Genomic DNA, 21,853 nt, shown 5'->3' with positions numbered 1-21,853 from the left:
TCCGAGTGAAATACTTATTGAGTTTGTCCGCTTAATTTCGCTTGAGTTCTAGATTCAGATTTAGACTGAAGATAAGATCCGCCTAAGGCCTGAACCAGCACCACATTGGCAGTTAACAGTTTGGATTTAGCATCTGCATAGTTTTGCCCCTGCAACAGATAAGCCTGCTCCGCAGTTAAAGACGCTTCTTTGGAGGCGATTCCAACCTCGCTTCTACTGCGCGTAATTTCAAAATTTCTTTTGGCGTTTATCTCGGCATTAGCGAAGCCCTCATAATTAGCCTGTGTATTCTTCACAGATCCAATGCTATCGGCAACCTCTCGCAAAGCTTGTACTAGTTGCTCCTGATATGAGGCAATCGCTTGGTTTCGATTGGCTTCTTTGCCAGTTACGTTGGCATCAATTACGCCGCCATCAAAGATTGGCAGATTTATCGCAGGGCCGATACTAAATTGCTGACTTCTGCTAGAAAAAAGTTGGGATAAGCCAAATGATTGAACTCCGATGAAACCTGCAAGATTCACGTCCGGCAAGTACTCTAACTTTGCACCTTCTAATTGCAGCTTTGCTACATCAATCTGACTTAACAATGCCTGTAAATCAGGCCTGCGCTCCAATAGATCGGATGGGATAACTTCGGGGAGACTAAGATTGGTTGCCTGAATCGATGGGGCCTTGAGCGATTCACCCCAGGATGGGCCCTCTTGAACCAAAGCAGCAAGTTGATGCTGCATCATCTTCACACTCAAATTAGACTGATTTACATTAGCTTGAGCAGACTCTAATTCTACCTTGCGCTGATTTACTGTCAACGCATCAACTAGACCTGCGTGCTGGCGGTCAATGGCAATACGCAGTAAATTCTTTCTGACCTCAAGCTCCCTCGCATAGAGTGCTCGAGCCTGAACCATATGGTCATAGTCAAAATAAACGCGCACAATCGTTGTCGAGAGAAGAAGTTCTGAGGCTTTGTAATTTGCTTGAGCAACAAGTACCTGATTCTTGGCGGCATCAAAATACTTCTTTTGCTTTCCCCAAATATCCAAAGACCAACTCAGTGAAGCATTGGCTAGTCCGTATCCAGTGTAAATAGGCATGCCAGGCACAAAAATATAATTCTGTGAAAGTTGTTGTCGATCAACCTGACCTCCAACACTTACCTGAGGAATAAATGCCGCCCTTTCACTCTCTAACATCGCTTGGGCTGCCGCTATCCTTGCGCCTGATGTATCCAAGCTAGGAGACTGCTTAAGCCCCAGTTGAATCAATTGATTTAACTGGGGATCGCCAAATGCCGTCCACCATGCATCTTCAATAGGATTAGTACTGCTGTTATTGCTATTGGTTTGTGTAGCCAGCTTTGGCTCAAGCACATCAATGGATTTCGCAGCTTGCTCAGGCAACGCCTGCCTAGGAAAAAAGGCACAAGCCGATAGGAGAGAGCCTATGGACGTCACTAGGACTACGCTACGTACCCAAGCTAAGCGCCTCATGAGCTCACCTCAAGTTGCTGTAAATTATTTTTTTCAATTCGCAATAAGAAATCGCGCAATTGATCAAATTCTTTTTGCGTAAAGCCATTTAATGACTGATTTAATAGATCGCACCACAGTGGTGGAATCGATATTGCCGCCTTCTTTCCGTCAGCAGTGAGCGATAGGCCAATTACACGTCCGTCCTTTTTGGAGGGCTCTTTTTGTATGAGTTTCATCTTTTCCAGTTTTTGAACCACGCGCACTGTTGCTGCGGCATTAACTCCTAACGCTTGCGATAAGGAAGAAATCGTAGCCGCTTCAGAATGTGAAACGAGGAGCAACACGCTCATCTGCGCTGCAGTAATACCAAGATCTGCCAGCCTCAAATCACCTAGGCGTTGATAGCTTGATTTGTTACGCAACACCAAATAAGCCACACTCCCCTGAGGGCGGTAATTATCTGGGGTGTAGAAAGAGGATGGTGAAGGGCTGGTATTTTTCATAAAACTAATTGACTAGTCAATGAATTTTATAACACAAGAACTTATTTTGCCGGTGCGACTCAGCAGAAATCACCACAAGCTTGATGAGGGTAAAAAAACCTTACTTAGATGCTTTTAGGGTGATTTTGGGCTCAAATTAAGGAATAAGGTAACTAGGAATCGTTAGCAAGAGCCTGACTTAAAGCCGCCAAAAAGAGTTCTTGGCCGAGATGAACTTTCGCATGCCAGTCTTCCCCAGAGTCTTCATTAGCTTCATCGGTGATGTATTTAAATGATTGCCAAGGTATTTGATGATCATGTGCAATCGCAGCAATTGCAAATAGCTCCATATCAACAACATCAACACCTTGGCTATGCAACCAAGGATCGGATGCCGTCACAAAGCTATCACCAGAGCCACAGATAAATCTTCCGGTAGATACATACTCTTGTGGTCTAGCGCAAAAAGGAGTGCTGCCGCGGGGTGCTAGTGGCTCAGCATCCATATCGCGCTGAATGACCTTACCGATTTCTAGTAGACCCTGTAATTCTGTTTTGATTTTCCCTGCGGTACCGAAATTCAATATTCTCTTTGGTGAGTATTGGTGAATGGCTTTGATGCTGGTTATGGCAGCATTAATTTTGCCAACGCCTGAATAAACAATTTCCACCCCACTTGGCAGAGCTTCACGCTTGAGCTCGGACTCTAATGCGGTAATAATAAGAAGTTCTGTTTTCATATTGGCTGTTGATGAATTTATTAGATTATCTACCCGGAGTTCCTGATTTTCCAAAACCCGGCATTCTCTTTAGGGATATATCCCCTTTATTAGCCAATCCAGCCGCCTTTAAAGAAGCTATTCGTCAGTTAGATGAGGTGTCCCAGCAATTTGATTACACCCACATTCTAGGCATTGAGTCTCGCGGCTTTATCTTTGGCTCTGCCCTAGCCCATCACGCACACAGGGGCTTAGTACTGGCTAGAAAACCTAACAAACTCCCTTTAGCTAGTCATCGTGAAGCTTATGGTCTTGAGTATGGCAATGATGCTCTAGAGATTCAGCAATCTACCCTCCCTAAAGATGCCAGAGTATTGCTGCTTGACGATGTTCTTGCTACCGGTGGAACCTTAGTGGCTGCTGATAAGTTAATACGCAGCGCTGGCTTTGAAGTCAGTGGTGCAATTACCTTGCTGGAAATTCCTTTCCTAAATGGCCGTGATCTTTTAAATCAATCGGGCATTCGCCATCAGTCAGTATTAAAAAGCTAGAAGCTAGAGCAGTTTTTTAACGCTCTTGATAACCTTCACGGCACCCCAACCCACTGCAAGAGCCTTACTTGCCAGCTTAGGCCTGTAATGTGCCAAGGCTGCAAATGCACTAGTCCATAGGATCGGATTACTCCTTAGGAAGTTGACAGCATCAACCCCTTTATCAGCCCATGAGAGAGGCTTTTCCCAAGCCTCAAAATGTTCAGCAAACTCAGTGCGCTCACGGTGCGCCTGAAGCTTCAATTGGTGTTGGCGCAGCTCCAAAGCTTTTAAATACTCACTCATTTTGAAAGCGCTTCGCGATCTTTTGCTAATTCAGCAATTGAGGCCTCAAATAGTCTAGGCATCGTATGTAGTGATTGAGCAATCAGCGCCGCTAAAACCAGACCAACCAATAAAAAGGCTGCGGTCAATAAGCCTAAGGCCAGTATTCGGTCCGTCTCCCAGCTGTAAATAACAATTAGCAACGCGAGCATCACTAAACCAAAGAATAAAAAAAATAAGGCGCCGATAATCATCACTAGCAAGCTGATGAATTTACTTCTGGCGATATGCACGTCCAGAGATAAGAGCTCTAAGCGCGTTTGCGCTATCGATGCACCAGTTGATGCAAGGCCTTTGATAGAGGAAAGTAAATTTTCTTGAGACATAAGGGTCTAACGGCGTCCAATAAATAAGCCAATCAGCAAACCTAGACCAGCTGCAACACCGACAGCCTCCCAAGGATTGCGATGCACGAAATCATCCGCACCTTCAGCGGCTACCTTCGCTTTCTCAATCATCTTGCCCTCGACACCTGAAAGGCTTTCTTTGGCACCTGCGAGAGTTTCAAGGGCTTTATTACGAATGGAGCTAATGGCCGCACCTGGATGATCTTCGGTTGCCTTGATTAAAGCTTCAGCATCAGCCATCAGGGATTTGAATTCACTAATAAGGCTTTCTGCGCCAACTTGCTTTTCATCATGTAAATCTGAATGTTCGAGTTTCTTAGTAGTCATGGAAATGGATCCCTAATAGATGAGGCATAAATACCAATAACCCTATTCTAAGCACTTCTAACCTGAGATCCCAGCAATAAAACTGTCATACCAGCGTTACCTTCTTTAAAGCGCTTGAGATATCGCTTTAGGCCAGGACGGCGTTTCAGCAAGGCATGATAGGACTCACTACCAAAGGCTACATCTTCGCCAAAATGGTATTCAGCAACTCGGTCAGAGTAACGGTTATTTTCAAGCGCTTCATGGATAGCCCACTTAATTCGACCACCTTCACCGCTTGATCCATATCCATGAATCAATATGACGGCCTTGATTCCGATCTCTAATGATTTTCGTAGGATGTCCGTTAGGCGATCTAGGGCCTCTTCAACATATGGGCCGTCTTGCTTGATATTGAACTCAATCGTATCCGAACCCAATATGGGCAAATTGACAGAACCGCAATGCGGACACTGATTAAACAATGCCCGCATATTTCCACAATCAGGGCATTCAGCGTTATGTGCCACCTTTAAGACTCAGACTGATCTCCTTAAGAGCAGTACTTACCCTCTAAACCCCTTGTATCGGTTGCCTTATCGTCAACCATGAGGTTCAGGGTCTTTTGCGCTAGCTCGCGATTCTCTGGAGTCTTAAGGCTGGCGTTAATTAATGTGGCTACATCCTTGCGAATTGAAGTGTTGCCGTAACGCAGACCCTTCAAGGTAGATACCGCTTCAGCAGATATCTTGCACTGCTGATTGACTAACTCAGAAGAATCTGACGGCGATGTATTTGCATAAGCGAATGCAGCAACAGTGATTGTTGCAGCTGCTAATAGAGTCTTTTTCATCTTAGTTCCTTATTTTGTGACCACATGTTGGACAACAGCCCACTTCTTTCGCCTTTGTCTTTCTAAGGGCGGCATACACACTGGATTCTGAAATTTGCATCTTTCTGGCTGCTTGAGCAGCAGTCATGCCCTTCCCTACCCACTCTAAGGCTTGATGTGTTTTCGGTATCTCTCTCTTCATTTCATCTCCCAGTCGTAGCACTATATCACAAGTTGTGAAGTTGTGAAGTTGTGAAGTTGTGAAGTTGTGAAGTTTAATAATATAGTAATGAGATACCCTAATAAAAGAGATTTGCGATCGTTGCTATAACTGCGGCTACATTAGGGCGTTTAAGCCACTTTGGTGTTATAAATACTGAATAAATAAGAAATTTGGGGCTTCTTAAGATCGTCTTAAAGCACCTTAATAATTGAAGGAGATATATGTCTTTACATTTCACGCCTAAAAAAGGCTTGCTGACTGTTTTTGCTGCGCTCATCACGGTTACTTCGATTCCGGCCCTAGCACAATCTACAGCTGCTTGGCCTACCAAACCCATCAAAATTATTGTTGGCTATTCGGCCGGTGGTGCAACTGATGTATTGACCCGCCTGGTATCAGTCGGCATGGGCAATACCTTAGGTCAATCCATCGTGGTAGAAAACCGTCCTGGTGCTAACAGCAACGTGGGCGCTGAAATTGTTGCTCGTTCACCTGCCGATGGCTACACGCTTTACGCCTTCTCGATTGCTAATACGATTAACGCTACGCTCTATCCGAATCTAAGCTACGACCCGATTAAAGATTTTGAGCCGATTGGGATGATCGCTAAGATTCCAAATATTTTGGTAGTGAACCCAAATCTTCCAGTAAAAACGCTTGCAGAATATGTGCGCTATGCCAAAGATGCTAAAGATGGCGTAACCTTTGCTTCCTCCGGTAGCGGCTCATCCATTCACCTATCCGGTGAAATGTTTAAGATGCAGGCGAAAATCCAAATGCTGCATATTCCCTACAAAGGCAGCGCTCCTGCAGTAACGGATTTGCTTGGTGGTCAAGTGGAATCCATGTTTGACAACGCGCCTTCTGCACTACCTCATATTAAGGCTGGAAAACTACGTCCGATTGCAGTTACCAGTGCGCAACGCTCACCATTTTTACCGGACGTCCCAACTATTGCTGAGTCAGGATATCCTGGCTTTGATGTGCAGTCTTGGTTTGCATTGGTTGCCCCTGCGGGAACGCCTAAGCCCATCATCATGCAATTAAATGCTGCTCTAAATAAAGCACTCAACTCCCCTGAAGTTAAACAGAGGCTTCAAGAATTGGCTGCAACACCAGAGCCTGGTTCACCAGAAAAAATGGCTGCATTTGAAGCAACCGAAGTTAAACGCTGGCGAGATGTTGTAAGGGCCTCTGGCGCTAAGGCCGAATAACTCATTATGTTTCCGATTGATTTTTTTTGGAGGGCCGCACAACGTTGGCCCGATCGCATTGCCATTGATACACCGAGTGGCCCAATTCATTACGCCACCTTAGCTAAGCGCGTTAAAGCCTTGTCTGCAGGACTTACTGCTTTAGACCCTAGCCTTCAGAGTCGAGTAGCTATTTGCGCAGGTAACAGCGATGATCACATTACTGCCCTGTTAGCCATTTTGGCTTGCGGCAAGGTATGGGTACCACTGAACCCTAAGAGCACCCACCCTGAGATTCAGCGTATTGTTAATATCACCGAGCCTTCTATTGTGATTTTAGATGCCGCCAATCAAGCATTACTTAAAGGCGCTGCGGGAGCATGGGTTTATACAGGCGCTGACTCTGATGCTTCTGCGCGCAGCATAAATGAATTAATTCAATTGCATGAGGATGCACCGCAGCCTTCTTTTGAATTACCACTAGATGCAATTCAGGCGATCAAATTTACTGGGGGGACAACTGGCGCTCCTAAAGGAGTTATGCAGCCCTATCGCGCTTGGTTGGCAAATATCACCAATCAGATTCAGGTATGGGGATTTGATGAGCACGAGCGCTATGTTGTTGCAGCGCCAATTACCCATGGCACATCTACTTATATCGTTCCGATCTTGGCGCAAGGTGGCTGTCATGTGATTTTGGATGGTGCTGGCGCAGAGGTAGTCAGAACTGCTTTTCGTGAAAGACGCGGTACTGTTTGCTTCATGCCGCCAACCCTTGTTTATATGTTGATGGCATTACCTAATGCATCCAGAGATGATTATCCAAAGTTACGAAGACTGATTTATGGCGGTGCACCAATGCCTGCAGAACAGGTTCGTAAGGTACGTGATTTCTTTGGTCCGGTATTGGGCACGACCTATGGTCAAACCGAAGCACCGCAAATTTTGACGGTCATGCGACCTGAGGATTTTGAAGATCCCAACAACTGGGCAGCCGTTGGCAGACCTACTTGGTTTAGTGATGTGGCCATCATGTCTCCTGAAGGCGAACTATTGCCTACCGGTGAAATCGGCGAAGTCGTTGCCCGTGGTGATCTTCTCATGAACGGCTATTGGCGCATGCCTGAGAAAACCGCTGAAACCATTATCAATGGCTGGCTTCATACTGGTGACCGTGGCTTGATTGATGAACGTGGGTTTTTGTATCTCAAGGATCGCCTCAAGGACATCGTGATTACTGGCGGATTTAATGTCTACCCAGTGGATGTTGAGAATGCCTTAAGTCAGCACCCTGCTGTTCACGAATGCCTTGTCTTCGGTCTCCCTGATGAAAAATGGGGTGAAACTGTTCAAGCTGCAGTGCAATTGCATCCAGGACAAAAAACAGATGAAGCGGAGCTGATTGCTTTTGTTCGAAATTTATTGGGGCCAGTACAAACTCCAAAACACGTTCACTTCTACGAAAGCTTGCCTCGCTCCAATGTGGGTAAATTACTGAAAAGTGCAGTGATTCAGAAACTTCAAACGCCTGCTTAGGCAATAATTAATCCTTTTAGCTTATGACTACCAAAAAAACTCCTGTTACCAGTCTGTGTACTCACACTCTCACTAGCTTGCATTATCGCGATGCGGATTTAGTAGAGGATTTGATGGGTAAGAAAACATTCACCGAAGTCATGCTGATGCAGATTCTGGGTAGACAGCCTCGAGGTGTTGATATTCGCATTACTGATGTGGTGCTCATTGTGCTGATGGAGCATGGCCTAACGCCCAGTGCAATCGCCACACGCTTGATCTATATGAGCGCTCCAGAGAACCTTCAAGGGGCTGTATCTGCAGGCCTGTTGGCTGTTGGTAGTTCCTTTATTGGCACAATGGAAAACTGCTCCGCCTTGCTAGATCGGATTATTGCCTCTAAAGACCAACATGCTGAAGCCCTTTTGATTGCGCGACATTACAAGAGCATAAAAGGCGCAGTGCCTGGCTTTGGTCATCACCTGCATAAGCCGCTAGATCCACGTGCTTACAAGCTATTAGACATGGGCCGCGCTGAGAAAGAACTCAAAGGTGATCATATTCGTGCGCTAGAAACTTTATCTAAAGCAGTGGATGAAGTGGCTGGTCGCCCCATTACGATTAATGCCACTGGTGCGGTTGCCGCCCTATTAGGTGAGATTGGCATACCTACTGCTGTGATGCGTGGCTTTGCCGTTATCTCCCGTTCTGCTGGCTTAGTGGCCCATATTGTTGAGGAACAACAAAGCCCATCAGGTCGCTTCATTTGGGACGCCATTGAACATGCCATTCCGTTTGTGGATGGTGCCAACAAGATTGGCTAATGATGGGCTCTAGAGAATGCATACTAGTTACTGGTGCTAGCCGTGGTATCGGTCGCGCCATATTGGAGCGCCTAATTGCGGATGGCATGCATGTCATTAATTTTGATAAAGAGTCTCCTGTAAAAATTGCTGAGCATGAAACTTTTATCAAAGTAGACATGTCCGATGAGAAAGCTTTGCGCACTGCACTGGCTGATGCGACTTCTAATAACTCGATTACTCGCTTAGTGAATAACGCAGGCATTGTTCGCCCTGCTAGTATCGAGAAGACTACGATTGCAGATCTACAGGCCGTAATGAGCGTCAATATTGCTGCTGCCATTATTTGCGTGCAAGCCGTACTCCCCGCCATGAAAGTAGCTCATTTTGGTCGTATTGTGAATATTGCCAGTCGTGCTGCTTTGGGTAAAGAAGAGCGAATTTCATATGCGACTTCTAAGGCGGGATTACTGGGATTGACTCGCACTTTGGCTTTAGAGCTCGCAAGTGATGACATCACAGTAAATGCTATTGGGCCCGGACCGATTGCAACCGAACTCTTTCAGAGTGCGAACCCTCCTGGTGCCCCTGCTACACAACGCATCTTAGATAGCGTGCCTCTGGGTCGAATTGGCAAACCAGAGGAAGTGGCCCATATCGTCGCCTCTCTACTTGATCAACGCGCGGGTTATACAACTGGTCAGGTTGTATATGTTTGTGGTGGCATGACTGTAGGTCTGAGTCAGTAAATGAATTCAAAACACCCTCCTGGTTTACCAACGGATCTCACTAATCGAGTAATCTTCGTTTCTGGCGGTGGATCTGCTGGGCCCGGCTGGAGTATTGGTAGAGCCTCATGTGTTACCTATGCTCGTTTAGGCGCAAAGGTCTGCGTAGTCGATCGAGATCAAGCATCTGCAGAAGAAACTACCAAGATTATTCTGAATGAAGGCGGTATAGCGGAAACTTTTGTTGGGGATGTTTCTGAAGAACTTGATGTAACAAGACTCTTTGACGAAGCTCGTAAACAATTTGGTCCTATTGATGTGCTGCATCACAACGTGGGCATTGGCAAAGTTGGCGGACCAATGGAAACCAGCGCTGAAGATTTTGATCGCATTCACAAGGTAAATGTGCGCAGCCTCCTACTTGCAGCTCAAGAGGTCTTGCCTGAAATGGTGGCGCGCGGTACCGGCAATATTATTGCCATCTCTTCAGTGGCGGGCATGCGCTATTTGGGCTACCCACATTTAGCCTATAGCGTAACCAAGGCTGCTAATACCCAATTTATTCGGATGATTGCTCAGCAATACGCCGATAAAGGCATTCGAGCCAATACAGTAGTGCCTGGCCTTATAGATACTCCACGCATTGCCAATACTGTAGCGAGGATGTTTTCTGAAAATGGTCTAGATGAAGCTCGTGCCGCACGTGATAAGCAGGTACCCATGGGACGCTCTGGAACAGCCTGGGATGTGGCACACGCTTGCGCCTTTCTGGTCTCAGATGCCGCAGCCTACATTACAGGCACTGAGCTGGTGGTTGATGGCGGCCTCACCGGGAAATACGTCTAAGTCCCAGAATTCCAGCCCCGAGCTTAAGGGATAGTATGATTTGATGATTCTTTAGGAGCTTTATATGCATCGAATCATCTACCGAGTTGTTTTATTGCTAGCAATCAGCGCTGTTCTGGTTGCTTGCAATATGAATGATAAAAAAATTAGTGGCTGGGAAGTGAATGATGTCTATCACTCGACCATCATCACGCCTAATTCAGCAACTGGTGGGAAAACCTATCAAGGCCCACCTATCAATACGATGGATGCGGCCAATACTTATGAGATGTTTAGCCTCAAAACTGAACAGCCTAAACAAGGGGCAAAGACTTATGAGCTCAATGCGCAACTAACGTATTTCTCACAATGGCGTTATTACGATTCCGCAATGCTAGAAAACACACCTGCTACGACATTTAAAGTGGTTGGTAGAGAAGCTGGCGCTTGTGGTGACAGAGGTTGCATCTTTAGAGAAGTCGTCTCTATCCAATTGCCCGAGGCATTCCTAAAGGATAAGATGAAGAAGGGTTTCATCATCACCCTATCCGCTAAGAATGGAATGAAGACTGAGCTTTTTGTGTCGCCACAATATATCCAAGGTTATATGCAGGCAGTGAATGGATTTAATTGATAGCTCGATCAGTGTGATTGAAATAAATAAAGGGGCATAGAGCCCCTTTATTTTTAAGTACTGGCGGAGAATCTGTCCGGTAAAGAGGTGTCCCTTTGACGGAATTACAAGCCTAAATTTTCTACTGTAAATCATTAAATCACTTATAAATGGGTCATTAAAACACTTAAAGACTCATTTATGAGTCATATTTATTGACCTATGGCGTATAAACAGGTATATTAACGCCTCATACTTAACAAAATGCATGAGGCAATTATGCGCGTAGATCAAGAACTGACCCTAGCATCAAAGCAACTTGGCCAATCCGCTGAAATAGCGCAATGCCTTGTTTCTTTGCGTCTTGCGCGTCGTGTTCGCCAAGGTGAGGCAGCAGTCCGTGCCGGCCTATCTCGCGCTACTGCACAGCGCATTGAAAAGGGTGATCCTGGTGTAGCCATTGGCGCGCTCCTGCGTTACTTAGATGCAATCGCTCCAGGCATGAACTTATTGCAACTATTAAGCGGAGATGATCCTGCGATCATTGCTTTAGAGCGTCGCTCACGTCCACAACGCGTGCGTGATTTAAGTGCAGCGGAAATGAAAGCGCTTGATTTCTGATGGCCAATACCACTAAGGATCTTTTTGCCTTTGCCAATCTTGATGGTGAATTTGTACCAGCAGGTCAACTGCAAGTAGATGAGGAAGGCTCAAGACTTATTGCCTCTTCATTTGCTTATGGCTTGCGTTACTTAGATAGGAGCAACGCACAAGAAGTGGATCCAGTCGCTCTTAGCCTTAGAAGTAAAAGTGAGATCAAAGGTAAGCGCCTCATTCCACCTAACGGCTTAGAGGCTTTTGGTGGAATTCGGGATGCTGCTCCTGATTCTTGGGGGAGAAGAGTCATTGAAGCTAGGCTTAAGGTTCCAGCCAATAGCCTGCCAGAATCAACCTATCTAATCGAAGCAGGCAGTGATCGTGTTGGGGCTTTAGACATTCGATCTTCTTTAGATCAAGAGGAGCGCCCTGCTCACGAAAGTATTCACAATCTGTCATACGTACTCGAGGGTGCACAGAAGATTGAGGCGGGCTTGCCAGTATCAGAAGCACTATCCAAAATTTTGATTGTGGGTAGCGGTCTTGGGGGCATGCGTCCTAAGGCAAGCGTGCGCGATGATGAAAACATTTTATGGATGGCTAAGTTCCCAGGTAATACAGATGGCGCTTTAGATGTACCAAGCATTGAATACGCCACACTCAAACTTGCGCAGTTAGCCGGTCTTAATGTAGCGCAAACGCAATTAGAACAAGTTGGCAAGAAAAAAGTGTTGATGGTCAAACGCTTTGATCGCTCTTGGACTGCTTTTGCTCGGCCAATAGAAATTCGTCATCATGTCGTTAGCGCCCTCACCTTAGTTGCCTGTCACGAATCAGAATCCAATACAAAAAGTTATATGGATATTGCGGATGCTATCCGCAGATATTGCGTGATTCAAACAGTCAAAGCTGATATTGAAGAACTATATGCACGCATGATCTTTAATATTTTTGTTAGTAATGATGATGATCATCTACGCAATCATGCATTCTTATGGAGCCATGCACTTAAAGGCTGGAGCCTGAGTCCACTCTATGACGTGATGCCTCATGCAGTCATTGCAAGTGAGCGTTATCAACATCTAGGCGTTGGACCACAAGGTAAATTGGCCACACTCGATAATGCCTATGGTGCCAAAGAGCGCTTTGGCCTATCCGCGCAGCAAGCAAGCGACATTATCGATCGTGTATGGCGAGTAACTAGGCAATGGAAAACTCACTTCGAGAGCCTTGGAATTGCTGCAGATCAAATCGAAGAAATCTCTCTAGCCTTTAGGCATATCGATGATATTTGCAGCGCTGAATTAATCAAGACTTTAGCCAAAGACTAAGATCTCATTATGAAGCGCATAGTGGGTAACTAGATTTCAATTATTAAAGATGGATTAAATGCTGGGTTCTCAGCATGATTAGATCGCACATAACCGCGAGGATTACAAACCACCCTAGTGCCATTCATTTGATAATCACAGGAGTCATGCGTATGCCCATGAATCCATAAAGACATCTTTCCAAAGAGATGGGCTAACTCGGATGAAAAACAGGCGGACAGTAGATCCGGTTTATATCGCTCTGCTACTGAGCTCATTGAGGGTAGATGATGAGTAACCACTACCGTCTTGCCATTAAAGGGACTCTCTAACTCTTTTTGCAGCCAAGCCAGTGACTTTCCATGTAGTTGGATAGACTTTTTTGGAGAAAAATTTCTACCTCCGTCACGGATTCTTCTGAAGTCATTTAAGTAAAGCTCTCCATACGATAAGCATTTAGATTTAAGATCTTCACCAAATAATAAAAAGTCCGTCCACAACGTAGCTCCCAAAAAGCGGACGGGAGTATTTAATTGGAGATCACGTAGCACAATCGCATCGTCATCTAGGAAATGAATGTCGTTTTCTGCGCATGTATTTTGGATGTCCTCAATGACATGAGAGTGCTGAGAACCATAGAACTCATGGTTGCCAGCCACATAAATAATTTCTTGATCCGGAAAAGATTTCCTGGCCCAAGTTACACCTTCCGCGCGAAGGCCGATATCACCCGCCAGAACAATAACATCTGCCGTATTTGATGCAGGGGTAAAGTCAGCAAACTCTAGATGCAAATCACTCAGTACATGAAGTTTCATAATTTTGATAAGACTCGATCGTGACCTTTAGATTGAAATCTAGTGTATTCAATAAATTAACCTTACCATCAGGATGTAATAAGCGATTGTTAGCTTAATTGGTATTAGCCACATATTTGCAATCACATATTGTTTAGGTGGTAAGCGTACCGGCAAGCGGGAGTGATAAAGAAAAAGCCCCGGTTAGGGGGCTAAGTCTTTGTTGCATATAGCAAAAAGAGAAAAAATGCCAAAAGTGATGGCGGAGACGAGAGGCGTTCTCACCACCTCCAAGAAAATCCAAGGAATTCCAAATATCCCATATATTTATTAGCTTATAGGCTGATATTAGTCCAAGAAAGTTCTTTACAGTTCTTATAAATCCTGTAGCATAAATGGGGTTGAACAATGGGTACGTAAAAAGGATTTATATGGCCAATAGAACAAGCAACCAGCTCTCAGCTAAGTTCGTAGAGACAACCAAGACCCTTGGAAATCATTTGGATGGAGATGGCCTTTACCTTCAAGTTCGCGAGGGAGCCAGAGGCATTAGTAAGTCATGGATATTCAGATACCAGCTCAATAAGCGTGTTAGAGAAATGGGCTTTGGAGCCTTGAAAGATGTCAGTTTACAGGCGGCCAGATTAAAACTTGCTGAGTCTCGCAAGATGTTGCTAGAAGGCAAAGACCCACTCTATGAAAGAAATTTAAAGAAGTCTTTGAATGTTCCAACTTTTTGGGAATGTTGTGAGGCATATATTGAAATTCATAAGTCCGACTGGAAGAATGCCAAGAGTGAACTCCAATGGCGTAACACCCTTAAAAATGATGCTAAGAGTCTTTCCAACATCAAGGTAGATTTTATCTCCACCCCACTAGTCCTAAAGGTGCTTCAACCCATCTGGAATGAGAAGAACGATACGGCCAGGAAACTTAGGGGTCGGATTGAAAGGGTTTTGGACTACGCGAAGAGTATGGGCTTTAGAGCCGGTGAGAATCCTGCTGCAATGAAAGGAAATTTAGAGTTTAGTTTAGCCAAAAAACCCACTGAAAGAATTCATCAGCCCTCATTGCATTGGAAACAATTGTCTACCTTTATTAAGGAGCTGAGGAAGTCAAATGCAGTGAGCAGACTCGCCTTAGAGTTCTTAATCCTAACCGCATCTAGAACAGGTGAAGTAATCAATGCTCAATGGGATGAAATTGACCTTGATGAAAAAAGATGGACGATTCCAGCTACAAGAATGAAGATGGCCAAAGAGCATGCCATTCCACTCTCCCCTTCAGCAATTGCAATTCTCGAAAAGGTTAAAGGACTCCATGAAAAATGGGTTTTCCCTAATGATAAGAAAATGGGAGCACTCTCTAATATGGCAATGCTAGAGGTGGTGAGAGGTATAAAGGGCTACAAAGATAAGGTAACAAATAAAGAAATTGTTGTTCATGGGTTCCGCTCCACCTTTCGCACTTGGGTATCTGAAGCCACCAACTTCCCAGCAGAGATTGCCGAAGCAGCTCTAGCACACAATAATCCCAATAAGGTAGAAGCATCCTACCTAAGGTCTAATCAATATCAAAATCGCATTAACTTGATGAATCATTTTGCCCAATTAGCCGAAGGTCAACTGGATAGCAGCCAAGTTCTCCCATTTAGGAGTGCAGCATGAGTATTGTCAAGCAATGTATAGATGAAATTGAGCTAGAAACATTTAAGAAGACACTCAAGAAGATAGAAAGTCAAAATTTGTCTTATGACAACCTGACCATACTGTCGGCACTATTAATTACTGAACTCAACAAACCAACAAGAAAACCAATATCTTTAAGCAATTGGATTGAGATTGAAGGTGGGATTACTAAAGCCATTAGAAAAATACCTGCAAAAGCTGGTGGGCATGGAAAGCATCAAACTAATAATGATTTCTTTGACCTGATGAAGCAAAATTATTTGAGATATATAGATAAATATCCAGATATAAAAAGGTCAAAAAATTGGCACGCAAAAAGACTGATAAATCACTTTAAAAAATACGGTTGCAAAATCACAAGCATAGAAAATCTTGCTCGTAAAATTTCTAAGTGGAAATAAATACTACGTAGCCTGCTGAGCAGCCTCAATCTTCATGGCCTAAATGGCTTTTTAATCATCCTAATTGATATTGCTTAGGAGATTAAAGTGTTAAATAATGTAAAGCGTCTTCCAGATATCCTATCCATATTCGGGGTGTCACGTTCACACGTCTATCAGCAAGTAAAGGATGGTTTATTCATTAAGCCCATCAAACTTGGTAAAAGAGCTGTTGGCTGGCCCTCCAACGAAATAAGTACTCTTCTATCCGCTCGAATAGCTGGTCAATCCAACGAGCAAATTAAGTCACTAGTTTCAACTCTTGAGGCTTCAAGGGGGCAATCATGAAGCCATATCAGTGTCCAAAGTTTGACGCTTGTTCGGCGCCGATTTGTCCCCTGCTTCCATCCACCTCTACTCAATCAATGGGAAACGGCGAGAGGGTCTGTTTTTATCTCGCAGAGTATCAAAAATTCAATTCTAAGGCTGTATTTAAGGCGTTAGGGCTAGAGGAGTTATATGAAGCAATGTCGCAAGCTATGGATGAGATTAAATCCAAGCCTCACATCAACCCCCACTTAAAGCGAGCGTTGAAACTAGCATCTCAATCATCCTCAAGGATGGCAAGAGGAATTGAGCTTAAGAATCAATCTGTAGGTGTTGCATGACTACTGTAACTCACCCATACACACATAGACGCTGGATTGGTCAGGATGAGACCAAAGAATGGCTATCCGAATTTGGTGAACTTGCTCTGCTTGTGACTATTACTCTAAAAGATAATATCCCAGGTAGTTTAGATAGGATTAGAGAGCGGGCAGAGGCAGCATTGAAAATTTATCTAGCGATTATTAATCGAAAATACCTTAAGAATCAATTTAAGCGTGGTGAGGCAAGCCTAGCTTGTGTAGCAGTATTCCATGGCAGATTTAACCCCCTAAATCCTCACCTACACTTAGCTTTACAGGTGCCACAAGGGGAGACTGAATATAGGTTCATGAGCTCTTTAAAAAATCAAATTCGGTGTATGCGTGACTTTGGATATATTTCTGAGGTAAAGCCCTTTTCAAATGCAGGTGTTGTGGATTACATTATTAAAGAAGGTCAAGACTCTATTCTCTTGGATAGATGTAGTAAAGGCGATTAACTTAGAAGCCCGTCTGGCTAATAGGTGCCTATAACAAGGATTGAATGCCTTGTTTACTCCCTATGGGGAAACTACTCTCAATCACTACCTATGTTTAAACCCTCTACCCTATACCAACCTTCTTGAGATATACGCTACACCACTACTAGTACTATTGGTTTATATGTATGATTCCTTGAGATATTTTGTATATATTTAAGGTATTATTTCGGCCGTTTTGAACAGACCTAATATGCTAATCTATAGTGCAATTGATATTAGTTAGCACTATTAATGGTTTGCCGAGCATTCTCTATACGCTCACTCGGATTTGGATGGCTTTGAAAAAATGGTATTAATGAATTTCCACTTTTACTCTCAATAGCTCTAAATAGCTTGATGGCTCCATTGGGGTCGTAACCATCTTGCTTGGCCCAAATCAATCCAAGCCTGTCTGCATCTCTCTCTTGGTCTCTAGTAAAAGATGTAGAAAAAGCAGTTCCAATAAGTTGCCCGCCCTGCAATCCTAGATTTGTAACACCTAATTTATTTTGAGCAACAATTTCTAAGGCGATACCAGCGAGCAACCCTAAAATACTTCCTGCCGCATCAGTTCCAGCAGTAGCGCCAGGATGCCTTAAATAAAGATGAGCCATCTCGTGACCTAATAGAGCTGCAGCCATATCGGGGTCATCTTTTATCAAATCCATCATTGGCTTATTGATAATAATGATTGGCTTGCCATCCTTATTGAAGGTTGCTCCAGCATTCAGCTCGCTTGATTCCAATAGAAATAGTGTTGGACGTATCCCAGAGTTCCTACCTATTGCGTTAGCCACAGCAACAACTGATTTAGCATCCTCCACCTTTAACGTTTCATAAACAGAGGAATCTGGCCTATTTAAGTAAGAAATTTGATTGCTTGAATTGGCAATTTGCCTCAAATCCCAAACCGAAGTACTGCCTGGTCTCGGGGGTGAAGACCTATAACTCAGTTGACTAACAGCATTTGCTTTTTTTGCTGCCTCAAATGCTTGCTTTCTCTCTAACAACTCTAAAACACATTCACCAAGCTGAGGATTCTTCTTGGTAAATCCAATATCTCTACATGCCTTTTCCTCATCAGAAGTATCAAGACTGAAGCATAGGCTCGAACCCAAAAGAATTGTTAACGTAATAACTATTTTGAAAGTCGTAGTACGCATTTTCCAAATGCCTCTGTCTGCTCTTTAAAGCCTAGTTCTTTACATTTATTTTTGTAATCACCTAAAGAGGGTGTTGGGTTTGAAGACGCTGAGGGTGCCGAAGGAATTGAAGCTATGAGGCCCTTAAGATATGGTTCTGGGTCAACTGGTTTTCCATTGACCCTAATTTCAAAATGCAATTGTGGATTGTTAATATCTGAACCACCTACTTCTGCAATCTTTTGTCCTTTGGAAACAAAATCATTAGTTCTTACTTGCAAGGAACTATTGTTAGCATAGGCTGTTAAATAGGTACTGTCGTGTTTAATGAGCACCAAATTGCCATAGCCTTTGAGGCCATCTCCAGCGTATGCCACTGTACCATCGGCAGCTGCTACTACTGGGTCTCCATATTGACCCAAAATAGCAATTCCTTTGCCAATTCCCACCGTACTCTGTACAACTTTCCCTTTTGCTGGCCAGATAAAGTTTGGTGGAGAGCTTGTCGGTGCAGCACCAGAAGATACTTGGTTACAAGAATTATTTTTAGGCTGCAAACTCAATATTTGGCCAATGTATATTTGGCTAACAGATTGTGGATTTCCTGTTAGCAAACAATTCCATGCGGCAAATTCTTTTGGACTAATTCCATGGTCCAAAGCAATTCGTGCAATCGTATCCCCCTCTTTTACCACATAAGTCGAAGGTGCATTCTGGCCAAAAGCCAGAACATTTACAAAAGTGAAGATAAAAGCAACTGCAATTCTCATTTATTAAATTTCAAAGTTTCTATTGCGAACAAATTTGGTTGCATTGATTCCCGCCACCACCCTGAGCAGTACACCTTGCGACACAATTCCAGTCCGTTTGCCGAGTTTGTGAAAAACCACCTCCATTCAATTGCTGGGAATAATCTGGCCTATTTTGATAAGGGTCTGCTCTAGGAGGGCCTGGTGGTGGTACAGCAGGTCTAACTTGCTGAATACACGGAGGGGTAAATGAGGTGCCGCACTGAGGTTGCCCCCACTGTCCATAAACTAAAGAAATAGATGCTAAAACTAAAGCCGTAAATGCCAGTAGACACTTCATTGCTCACCCCGATGGTTCTAATCTCTATATTCTATATCCTAATATGGGATATTTAGGGATAACTCATAGCATGGGTTCATGCTGGAACGCCAAAAATATGAACTTCTTAGGTCTGAGCTTAAAAACGCTCGATTACAGGCCAAGATGCATCAAGTTGACCTAGCAAAGAATCTCAAGAAACCCCAAAGCTATATTTCTAAAGTTGAGTCTGGGGAGCGTAATTTAGACATCATTGAGTTTGTGTCCTACTGTGAAGCTCTGGGACTTGATGCAAGTAAGTGGCTTCGCAGAATAGTAGATAAGTTTTAAGATTCCTCGGAATCACACAACTCTCCATTGGATTCATCAATCAATCTTAGTATTAAGTTCATTGCAGAATACTTCGCACATTCAGTAATAAACCCCTCTATTCCTAGGTTATGGGCTTGATTTAAAGCCTTTAATTGCTGTTTTACTTTTGTTTCAAGGTTGAGACACTCATTTCCGTCTTCGAATTTATAGAGATATTTTTCCAATATTCTCCCTGAGTATTCATTTAGATTTCTTAAATGGGTTCTTTCTCTATCAATATATTGATTTGATATCCCAAATCCAAGATAGGTATCACCTAAATATGCAATTTCATATAGGTAGAAAACACCCGGCTTACGAATATCGTACCCTGCAGCATTGCAGACAGGGCATCCACTCCCCCTGATTAAAGTGCTAGCTATTGGCGTCCACCTATGACCACAAGTTAAGCATTCTGCATCCATACGAGTTGTAGAATTATGGTACTCGGAATGAAGTTTTATTTTGCTTGCATCTAAATTCTTTTCCTCAAAATCTTTCAAGAAATCCTCATTAGATTTTCTAGATGCTTCTGCTGACCTCTCGTAGCCACAGGCTGGACAACCCGATGTTCCCTTCCATATATGCTGAGCTGGAGCATCCCACTCATGAGAGCAGGTGGTGCATTTACATCTAATGCTCTTTCTCATGCCCGTAAATTCTCCCAATAGAGTTAAATCACTTCTTTCGTGAGAGACTTTTTCAGAAAAAATTTCATGAGTAATATTAGGTACCCCAGCACAATTTGGACAACCTCGACCCTTAAGTAGGCGATAAAGAGGAGGATTCCATTCCCAATTGCAGACCTTACATCTGCATGGAGCTCTAGATTTGTTTGATGAATATTCGCCTAAGGCCTCTATATTTGGCTGAACTTGGCGCAATTTCTCCATGAATTCCGTATTTGACATAGCAAGGTTGCCGCTACACCTTGGACAACCCCGACCCTTCAATAGGTTTGAGGGGGTAAGCTCCCACTCATAAGCACAATTTTTGCATCGACATTTCAAATGGGATTTTGAATTAACGTATTTACCAAGAATCTCAATGTTAGGGTTTGCAATAGAAGCATCAAGCTCAAATTGTTTGACTGATTTTCGTTGCTTAAGTTTTGAACTTTCCAGACCACACACCATGCAACCAGATTTTCTTAATAGGGCATTTCCCGTAGTTGACCAAAAATTTCCACACGTCCTACACCTAATATCAACTTTTTTATCAACTGCTTGGAAAATTCCCGTTACTTGAATGTTGGGATTAATTGCGTGCAATTCCGCCACGAATTCTTCATGCGTCTTTTTCTTTCTCCCAGAGCAAATAGCACAGCCATAACTGTTTTTATTATTTTTTGCAGCCCTTAATATTGAATTTGCTATTGGCTCCCACTCATGTGAATTTGGACAGCGAACTCTTATGGGGTTCAATATCCCTGTGAATTTGCCAATTACCTCTACTGAAGGATTGGCTACCTTCATCTTAAGGACGAATTCATCATGAGTAATTTTTTTCATAATTAAGACAATGTTTAGGCTTGCGAGTCTAAATTACAAAAAAACATTTGCTGACTGAAGGTTCTACTGAATTGTTTTTCTACCTGTGCTTTGACCATTTTGGTCATAGTAGTTAACAGTGTTTCCATTTTGTACTGCTCTACCTTGGCTCTGACCGTTTTGGTCATAGTAGTTGGTTGTATTTCCATTCTGCACTGCTCTACCTTGGCTCTGACCATTCTGGTTGTAGTAGTTAGCAGTATTACCTTGTTGAACCACTCTTCCTTCACTTTGACCATTCTGGTTGTAAAAATTAGCCGTATTACCCTGCTGAACTGCTCGTCCCTGGTTTTGACCGTTCTGGTTGTAGTAATTAGTGGTATTACCTTGTTGAACAGCTCTACCTTGGTTCTGTCCATTTTGATTGTAGTAATTGTTGTAGCCTTGACCGCTAGCACTAGAAATGAGTCCAAAAGCCAATACAAAATACAAGCTAGTCTTATGCATATACTCCCCTTTAGTTATTCTTAAAAGCATATATGAATAAAGACAGATTATTTATAGTTCTTATCAAGAAATATGCTTAAATTTGAAAACTAAAGCTAGCGTCGGAAGCACCCTATATCTATCTTTAATTCTGTAGTTTTTCCCTCCCCCACCCCTAGTTTTTAGGGAAAAATGGAGTCTATGGAATGATGAAGTGAGGGTTGAAAAAGGGGTATACAGATAACCAAACCTGTAACCCTTTGATTTCATTGCCAAAATACAGAGTATTTGGCGGAGACGAGAGGATTCGAACCTCCGATCAGAGTTTTAGCCCCGATGCTCCCTTAGCAGGGGAGTGCCTTCGACCAGCTCGGCCACGTCTCCGTACTTCTTACTATTACAACGCCCTACAGTTTAACGGATAACCGCTTCTGAGGGGT

Annotated in this window: 27 protein-coding genes and 1 tRNA gene; 14 read left to right on the top strand and 14 right to left on the bottom strand. The window is 43.6% G+C overall.

All coding sequences use genetic code 11. The annotated features are described in order from the left end of the window. Positions 1 to 14: 14 nt before the first annotated feature. The 3 genes from ICE90_RS06125 to ICE90_RS06115 all read right to left on the bottom strand — a co-directional run bounded on the left by ICE90_RS06125 (position 15) and on the right by ICE90_RS06115 (position 2,697). Positions 15 to 1,493, bottom strand: coding sequence for an efflux transporter outer membrane subunit (locus ICE90_RS06125; protein WP_216191500.1), 1,479 nt, complete (start codon positions 1,491 to 1,493; stop codon positions 15 to 17). Beyond that, positions 1,490 to 1,978 (bottom strand): MarR family winged helix-turn-helix transcriptional regulator, encoded by a 489-nt coding sequence (locus ICE90_RS06120; RefSeq protein ID WP_216191498.1) that lies wholly within the window; start codon positions 1,976 to 1,978, stop codon positions 1,490 to 1,492. The genes ICE90_RS06125 and ICE90_RS06120 overlap by 4 nt, the downstream gene beginning before the upstream one ends. A 152-nt stretch (positions 1,979 to 2,130) precedes the next feature. Further along, positions 2,131 to 2,697: a 5'-methylthioadenosine nucleosidase gene (locus ICE90_RS06115; protein ID WP_216191496.1), complete on the bottom strand. Its 567-nt coding sequence runs from the start codon at positions 2,695 to 2,697 to the stop codon at positions 2,131 to 2,133. Between the two features lie 11 nt (positions 2,698 to 2,708). On the opposite strand from ICE90_RS06115, the gene ICE90_RS06110 reads away from it, so the two are divergent. After that, positions 2,709 to 3,227 (top strand): adenine phosphoribosyltransferase, encoded by a 519-nt coding sequence (locus ICE90_RS06110; RefSeq protein ID WP_216191494.1) that lies wholly within the window; start codon positions 2,709 to 2,711, stop codon positions 3,225 to 3,227. A gap of 3 nt (positions 3,228 to 3,230) precedes the next feature. Here the strand turns inward: ICE90_RS06110 and ICE90_RS06105 are convergent, their stop codons facing one another. From ICE90_RS06105 to ICE90_RS06085, 5 genes are read right to left on the bottom strand one after another with little or no spacing between them, the layout of a single operon-like run. Then, positions 3,231 to 3,512, bottom strand: a complete 282-nt coding sequence (locus ICE90_RS06105) for a YqjK-like family protein (RefSeq protein ID WP_215322038.1) — start codon at positions 3,510 to 3,512, stop codon at positions 3,231 to 3,233. Beyond that, positions 3,509 to 3,877, bottom strand: a complete 369-nt coding sequence (locus ICE90_RS06100) for a phage holin family protein (protein WP_216156286.1) — start codon at positions 3,875 to 3,877, stop codon at positions 3,509 to 3,511. Before ICE90_RS06100 ends, ICE90_RS06105 begins: the two co-directional genes overlap by 4 nt. Before the next feature lie 6 nt (positions 3,878 to 3,883). Continuing rightward, positions 3,884 to 4,225, bottom strand: coding sequence for a YqjD family protein (locus ICE90_RS06095; RefSeq protein WP_215322035.1), 342 nt, complete (start codon positions 4,223 to 4,225; stop codon positions 3,884 to 3,886). 47 nt (positions 4,226 to 4,272) lie between these two features. Beyond that, on the bottom strand, positions 4,273 to 4,698 hold the full coding sequence (locus tag ICE90_RS06090; protein WP_216863848.1) for a Smr/MutS family protein: 426 nt from the start codon (positions 4,696 to 4,698) through the stop codon (positions 4,273 to 4,275). A 59-nt stretch (positions 4,699 to 4,757) separates the two neighbouring features. Next, a complete protein-coding gene (locus ICE90_RS06085) occupies positions 4,758 to 5,057 on the bottom strand; it encodes a hypothetical protein (protein ID WP_215322031.1) in 300 nt (99 codons plus the stop codon). 423 nt (positions 5,058 to 5,480) lie between these two features. Here ICE90_RS06085 and ICE90_RS06080 point away from each other — a divergent pair, with 423 nt between their 5' ends. The 8 genes from ICE90_RS06080 (at position 5,481) to ICE90_RS06045 (ending at position 12,864) form a co-directional block, all read left to right on the top strand. Then, positions 5,481 to 6,473 (top strand): tripartite tricarboxylate transporter substrate binding protein, encoded by a 993-nt coding sequence (locus ICE90_RS06080; RefSeq protein ID WP_215322030.1) that lies wholly within the window; start codon positions 5,481 to 5,483, stop codon positions 6,471 to 6,473. A gap of 6 nt (positions 6,474 to 6,479) precedes the next feature. Then, entirely contained in the window at positions 6,480 to 7,988 is a 1,509-nt protein-coding gene (locus ICE90_RS06075) for a class I adenylate-forming enzyme family protein (RefSeq protein WP_216191492.1), read from the top strand. Between the two features lie 23 nt (positions 7,989 to 8,011). After that, complete coding sequence (locus ICE90_RS06070; RefSeq protein WP_215322026.1) at positions 8,012 to 8,791, top strand: citryl-CoA lyase; 780 nt, start codon at positions 8,012 to 8,014, stop codon at positions 8,789 to 8,791. Then, positions 8,791 to 9,519 carry an SDR family oxidoreductase gene (locus ICE90_RS06065; RefSeq protein ID WP_216191490.1) on the top strand — a complete coding sequence of 243 codons (729 nt, stop codon included), beginning with the start codon at positions 8,791 to 8,793 and terminating at the stop codon, positions 9,517 to 9,519. The genes ICE90_RS06070 and ICE90_RS06065 overlap by 1 nt, the downstream gene beginning before the upstream one ends. Continuing rightward, positions 9,520 to 10,344, top strand: a complete 825-nt coding sequence (locus ICE90_RS06060; protein ID WP_216191489.1) for an SDR family NAD(P)-dependent oxidoreductase — start codon at positions 9,520 to 9,522, stop codon at positions 10,342 to 10,344. It begins immediately after the preceding gene. 64 nt (positions 10,345 to 10,408) lie between these two features. Further along, positions 10,409 to 10,957, top strand: a complete 549-nt coding sequence (locus tag ICE90_RS06055) for a hypothetical protein (protein WP_215322021.1) — start codon at positions 10,409 to 10,411, stop codon at positions 10,955 to 10,957. Between the two features lie 243 nt (positions 10,958 to 11,200). Then, positions 11,201 to 11,557 carry a helix-turn-helix transcriptional regulator gene (locus tag ICE90_RS06050; RefSeq protein WP_255533313.1) on the top strand — a complete coding sequence of 119 codons (357 nt, stop codon included), beginning with the start codon at positions 11,201 to 11,203 and terminating at the stop codon, positions 11,555 to 11,557. Next, entirely contained in the window at positions 11,557 to 12,864 is a 1,308-nt protein-coding gene (locus ICE90_RS06045; protein ID WP_216191487.1) for a type II toxin-antitoxin system HipA family toxin, read from the top strand. Before ICE90_RS06050 ends, ICE90_RS06045 begins: the two co-directional genes overlap by 1 nt. Positions 12,865 to 12,893: 29 nt before the next feature. Here the strand turns inward: ICE90_RS06045 and ICE90_RS06040 are convergent, their stop codons facing one another. Further along, positions 12,894 to 13,661: a metallophosphoesterase gene (locus tag ICE90_RS06040; RefSeq protein WP_216156263.1), complete on the bottom strand. Its 768-nt coding sequence runs from the start codon at positions 13,659 to 13,661 to the stop codon at positions 12,894 to 12,896. Positions 13,662 to 14,071: 410 nt separating this feature from the next. Here ICE90_RS06040 and ICE90_RS06035 point away from each other — a divergent pair, with 410 nt between their 5' ends. The 4 genes from ICE90_RS06035 to ICE90_RS06020 all read left to right on the top strand — a co-directional run bounded on the left by ICE90_RS06035 (position 14,072) and on the right by ICE90_RS06020 (position 16,855). After that, entirely contained in the window at positions 14,072 to 15,307 is a 1,236-nt protein-coding gene (locus ICE90_RS06035; protein ID WP_216191485.1) for a tyrosine-type recombinase/integrase, read from the top strand. Next, entirely contained in the window at positions 15,304 to 15,729 is a 426-nt protein-coding gene (locus ICE90_RS06030; protein ID WP_216191483.1) for a hypothetical protein, read from the top strand. Before ICE90_RS06035 ends, ICE90_RS06030 begins: the two co-directional genes overlap by 4 nt. An 87-nt stretch (positions 15,730 to 15,816) precedes the next feature. Continuing rightward, the gene (locus tag ICE90_RS06025; RefSeq protein ID WP_216191482.1) at positions 15,817 to 16,056 is read left to right on the top strand and encodes an AlpA family phage regulatory protein; all 240 of its coding nucleotides are present in this window, start codon (positions 15,817 to 15,819) and stop codon (positions 16,054 to 16,056) included. A gap of 316 nt (positions 16,057 to 16,372) precedes the next feature. Beyond that, positions 16,373 to 16,855, top strand: coding sequence for a hypothetical protein (locus ICE90_RS06020; protein ID WP_216191480.1), 483 nt, complete (start codon positions 16,373 to 16,375; stop codon positions 16,853 to 16,855). A gap of 257 nt (positions 16,856 to 17,112) precedes the next feature. Here ICE90_RS06020 and ICE90_RS06015 read toward each other — a convergent pair whose 3' ends face one another. Both ICE90_RS06015 and ICE90_RS06010 read right to left on the bottom strand, forming a co-directional pair. Beyond that, positions 17,113 to 18,039, bottom strand: coding sequence for a M48 family metallopeptidase (locus ICE90_RS06015; protein ID WP_216191478.1), 927 nt, complete (start codon positions 18,037 to 18,039; stop codon positions 17,113 to 17,115). After that, positions 18,015 to 18,788 carry a peptidoglycan DD-metalloendopeptidase family protein gene (locus tag ICE90_RS06010; RefSeq protein ID WP_216191477.1) on the bottom strand — a complete coding sequence of 258 codons (774 nt, stop codon included), beginning with the start codon at positions 18,786 to 18,788 and terminating at the stop codon, positions 18,015 to 18,017. The genes ICE90_RS06015 and ICE90_RS06010 overlap by 25 nt, the downstream gene beginning before the upstream one ends. Positions 18,789 to 19,185: 397 nt before the next feature. Here ICE90_RS06010 and ICE90_RS06005 point away from each other — a divergent pair, with 397 nt between their 5' ends. Then, entirely contained in the window at positions 19,186 to 19,416 is a 231-nt protein-coding gene (locus ICE90_RS06005) for a helix-turn-helix transcriptional regulator (RefSeq protein WP_216191476.1), read from the top strand. On the opposite strand, the gene ICE90_RS06000 is transcribed toward ICE90_RS06005, so the two are convergent. The 3 genes from ICE90_RS06000 to ICE90_RS05990 form a co-directional block, all read right to left on the bottom strand. Next, positions 19,413 to 20,948 (bottom strand): zinc-ribbon domain-containing protein, encoded by a 1,536-nt coding sequence (locus ICE90_RS06000; RefSeq protein ID WP_216191475.1) that lies wholly within the window; start codon positions 20,946 to 20,948, stop codon positions 19,413 to 19,415. The genes ICE90_RS06005 and ICE90_RS06000 overlap by 4 nt on opposite strands. A 63-nt stretch (positions 20,949 to 21,011) precedes the next feature. Then, on the bottom strand, positions 21,012 to 21,434 hold the full coding sequence (locus tag ICE90_RS05995) for a hypothetical protein (RefSeq protein ID WP_216191474.1): 423 nt from the start codon (positions 21,432 to 21,434) through the stop codon (positions 21,012 to 21,014). 268 nt (positions 21,435 to 21,702) lie between these two features. Then, a tRNA-Ser gene (locus tag ICE90_RS05990) sits at positions 21,703 to 21,797 on the bottom strand. Between the last annotated feature and the right edge of the window lie 56 nt (positions 21,798 to 21,853).

It is taken from the genome of Polynucleobacter sp. AP-RePozz3-80-G7, from assembly GCF_018882145.1.
Taxonomy (GTDB): domain Bacteria; phylum Pseudomonadota; class Gammaproteobacteria; order Burkholderiales; family Burkholderiaceae; genus Polynucleobacter.
Note: the sequence above shows the minus strand (reverse complement) of the source record. Positions and strands in the feature narration are given on the sequence as shown.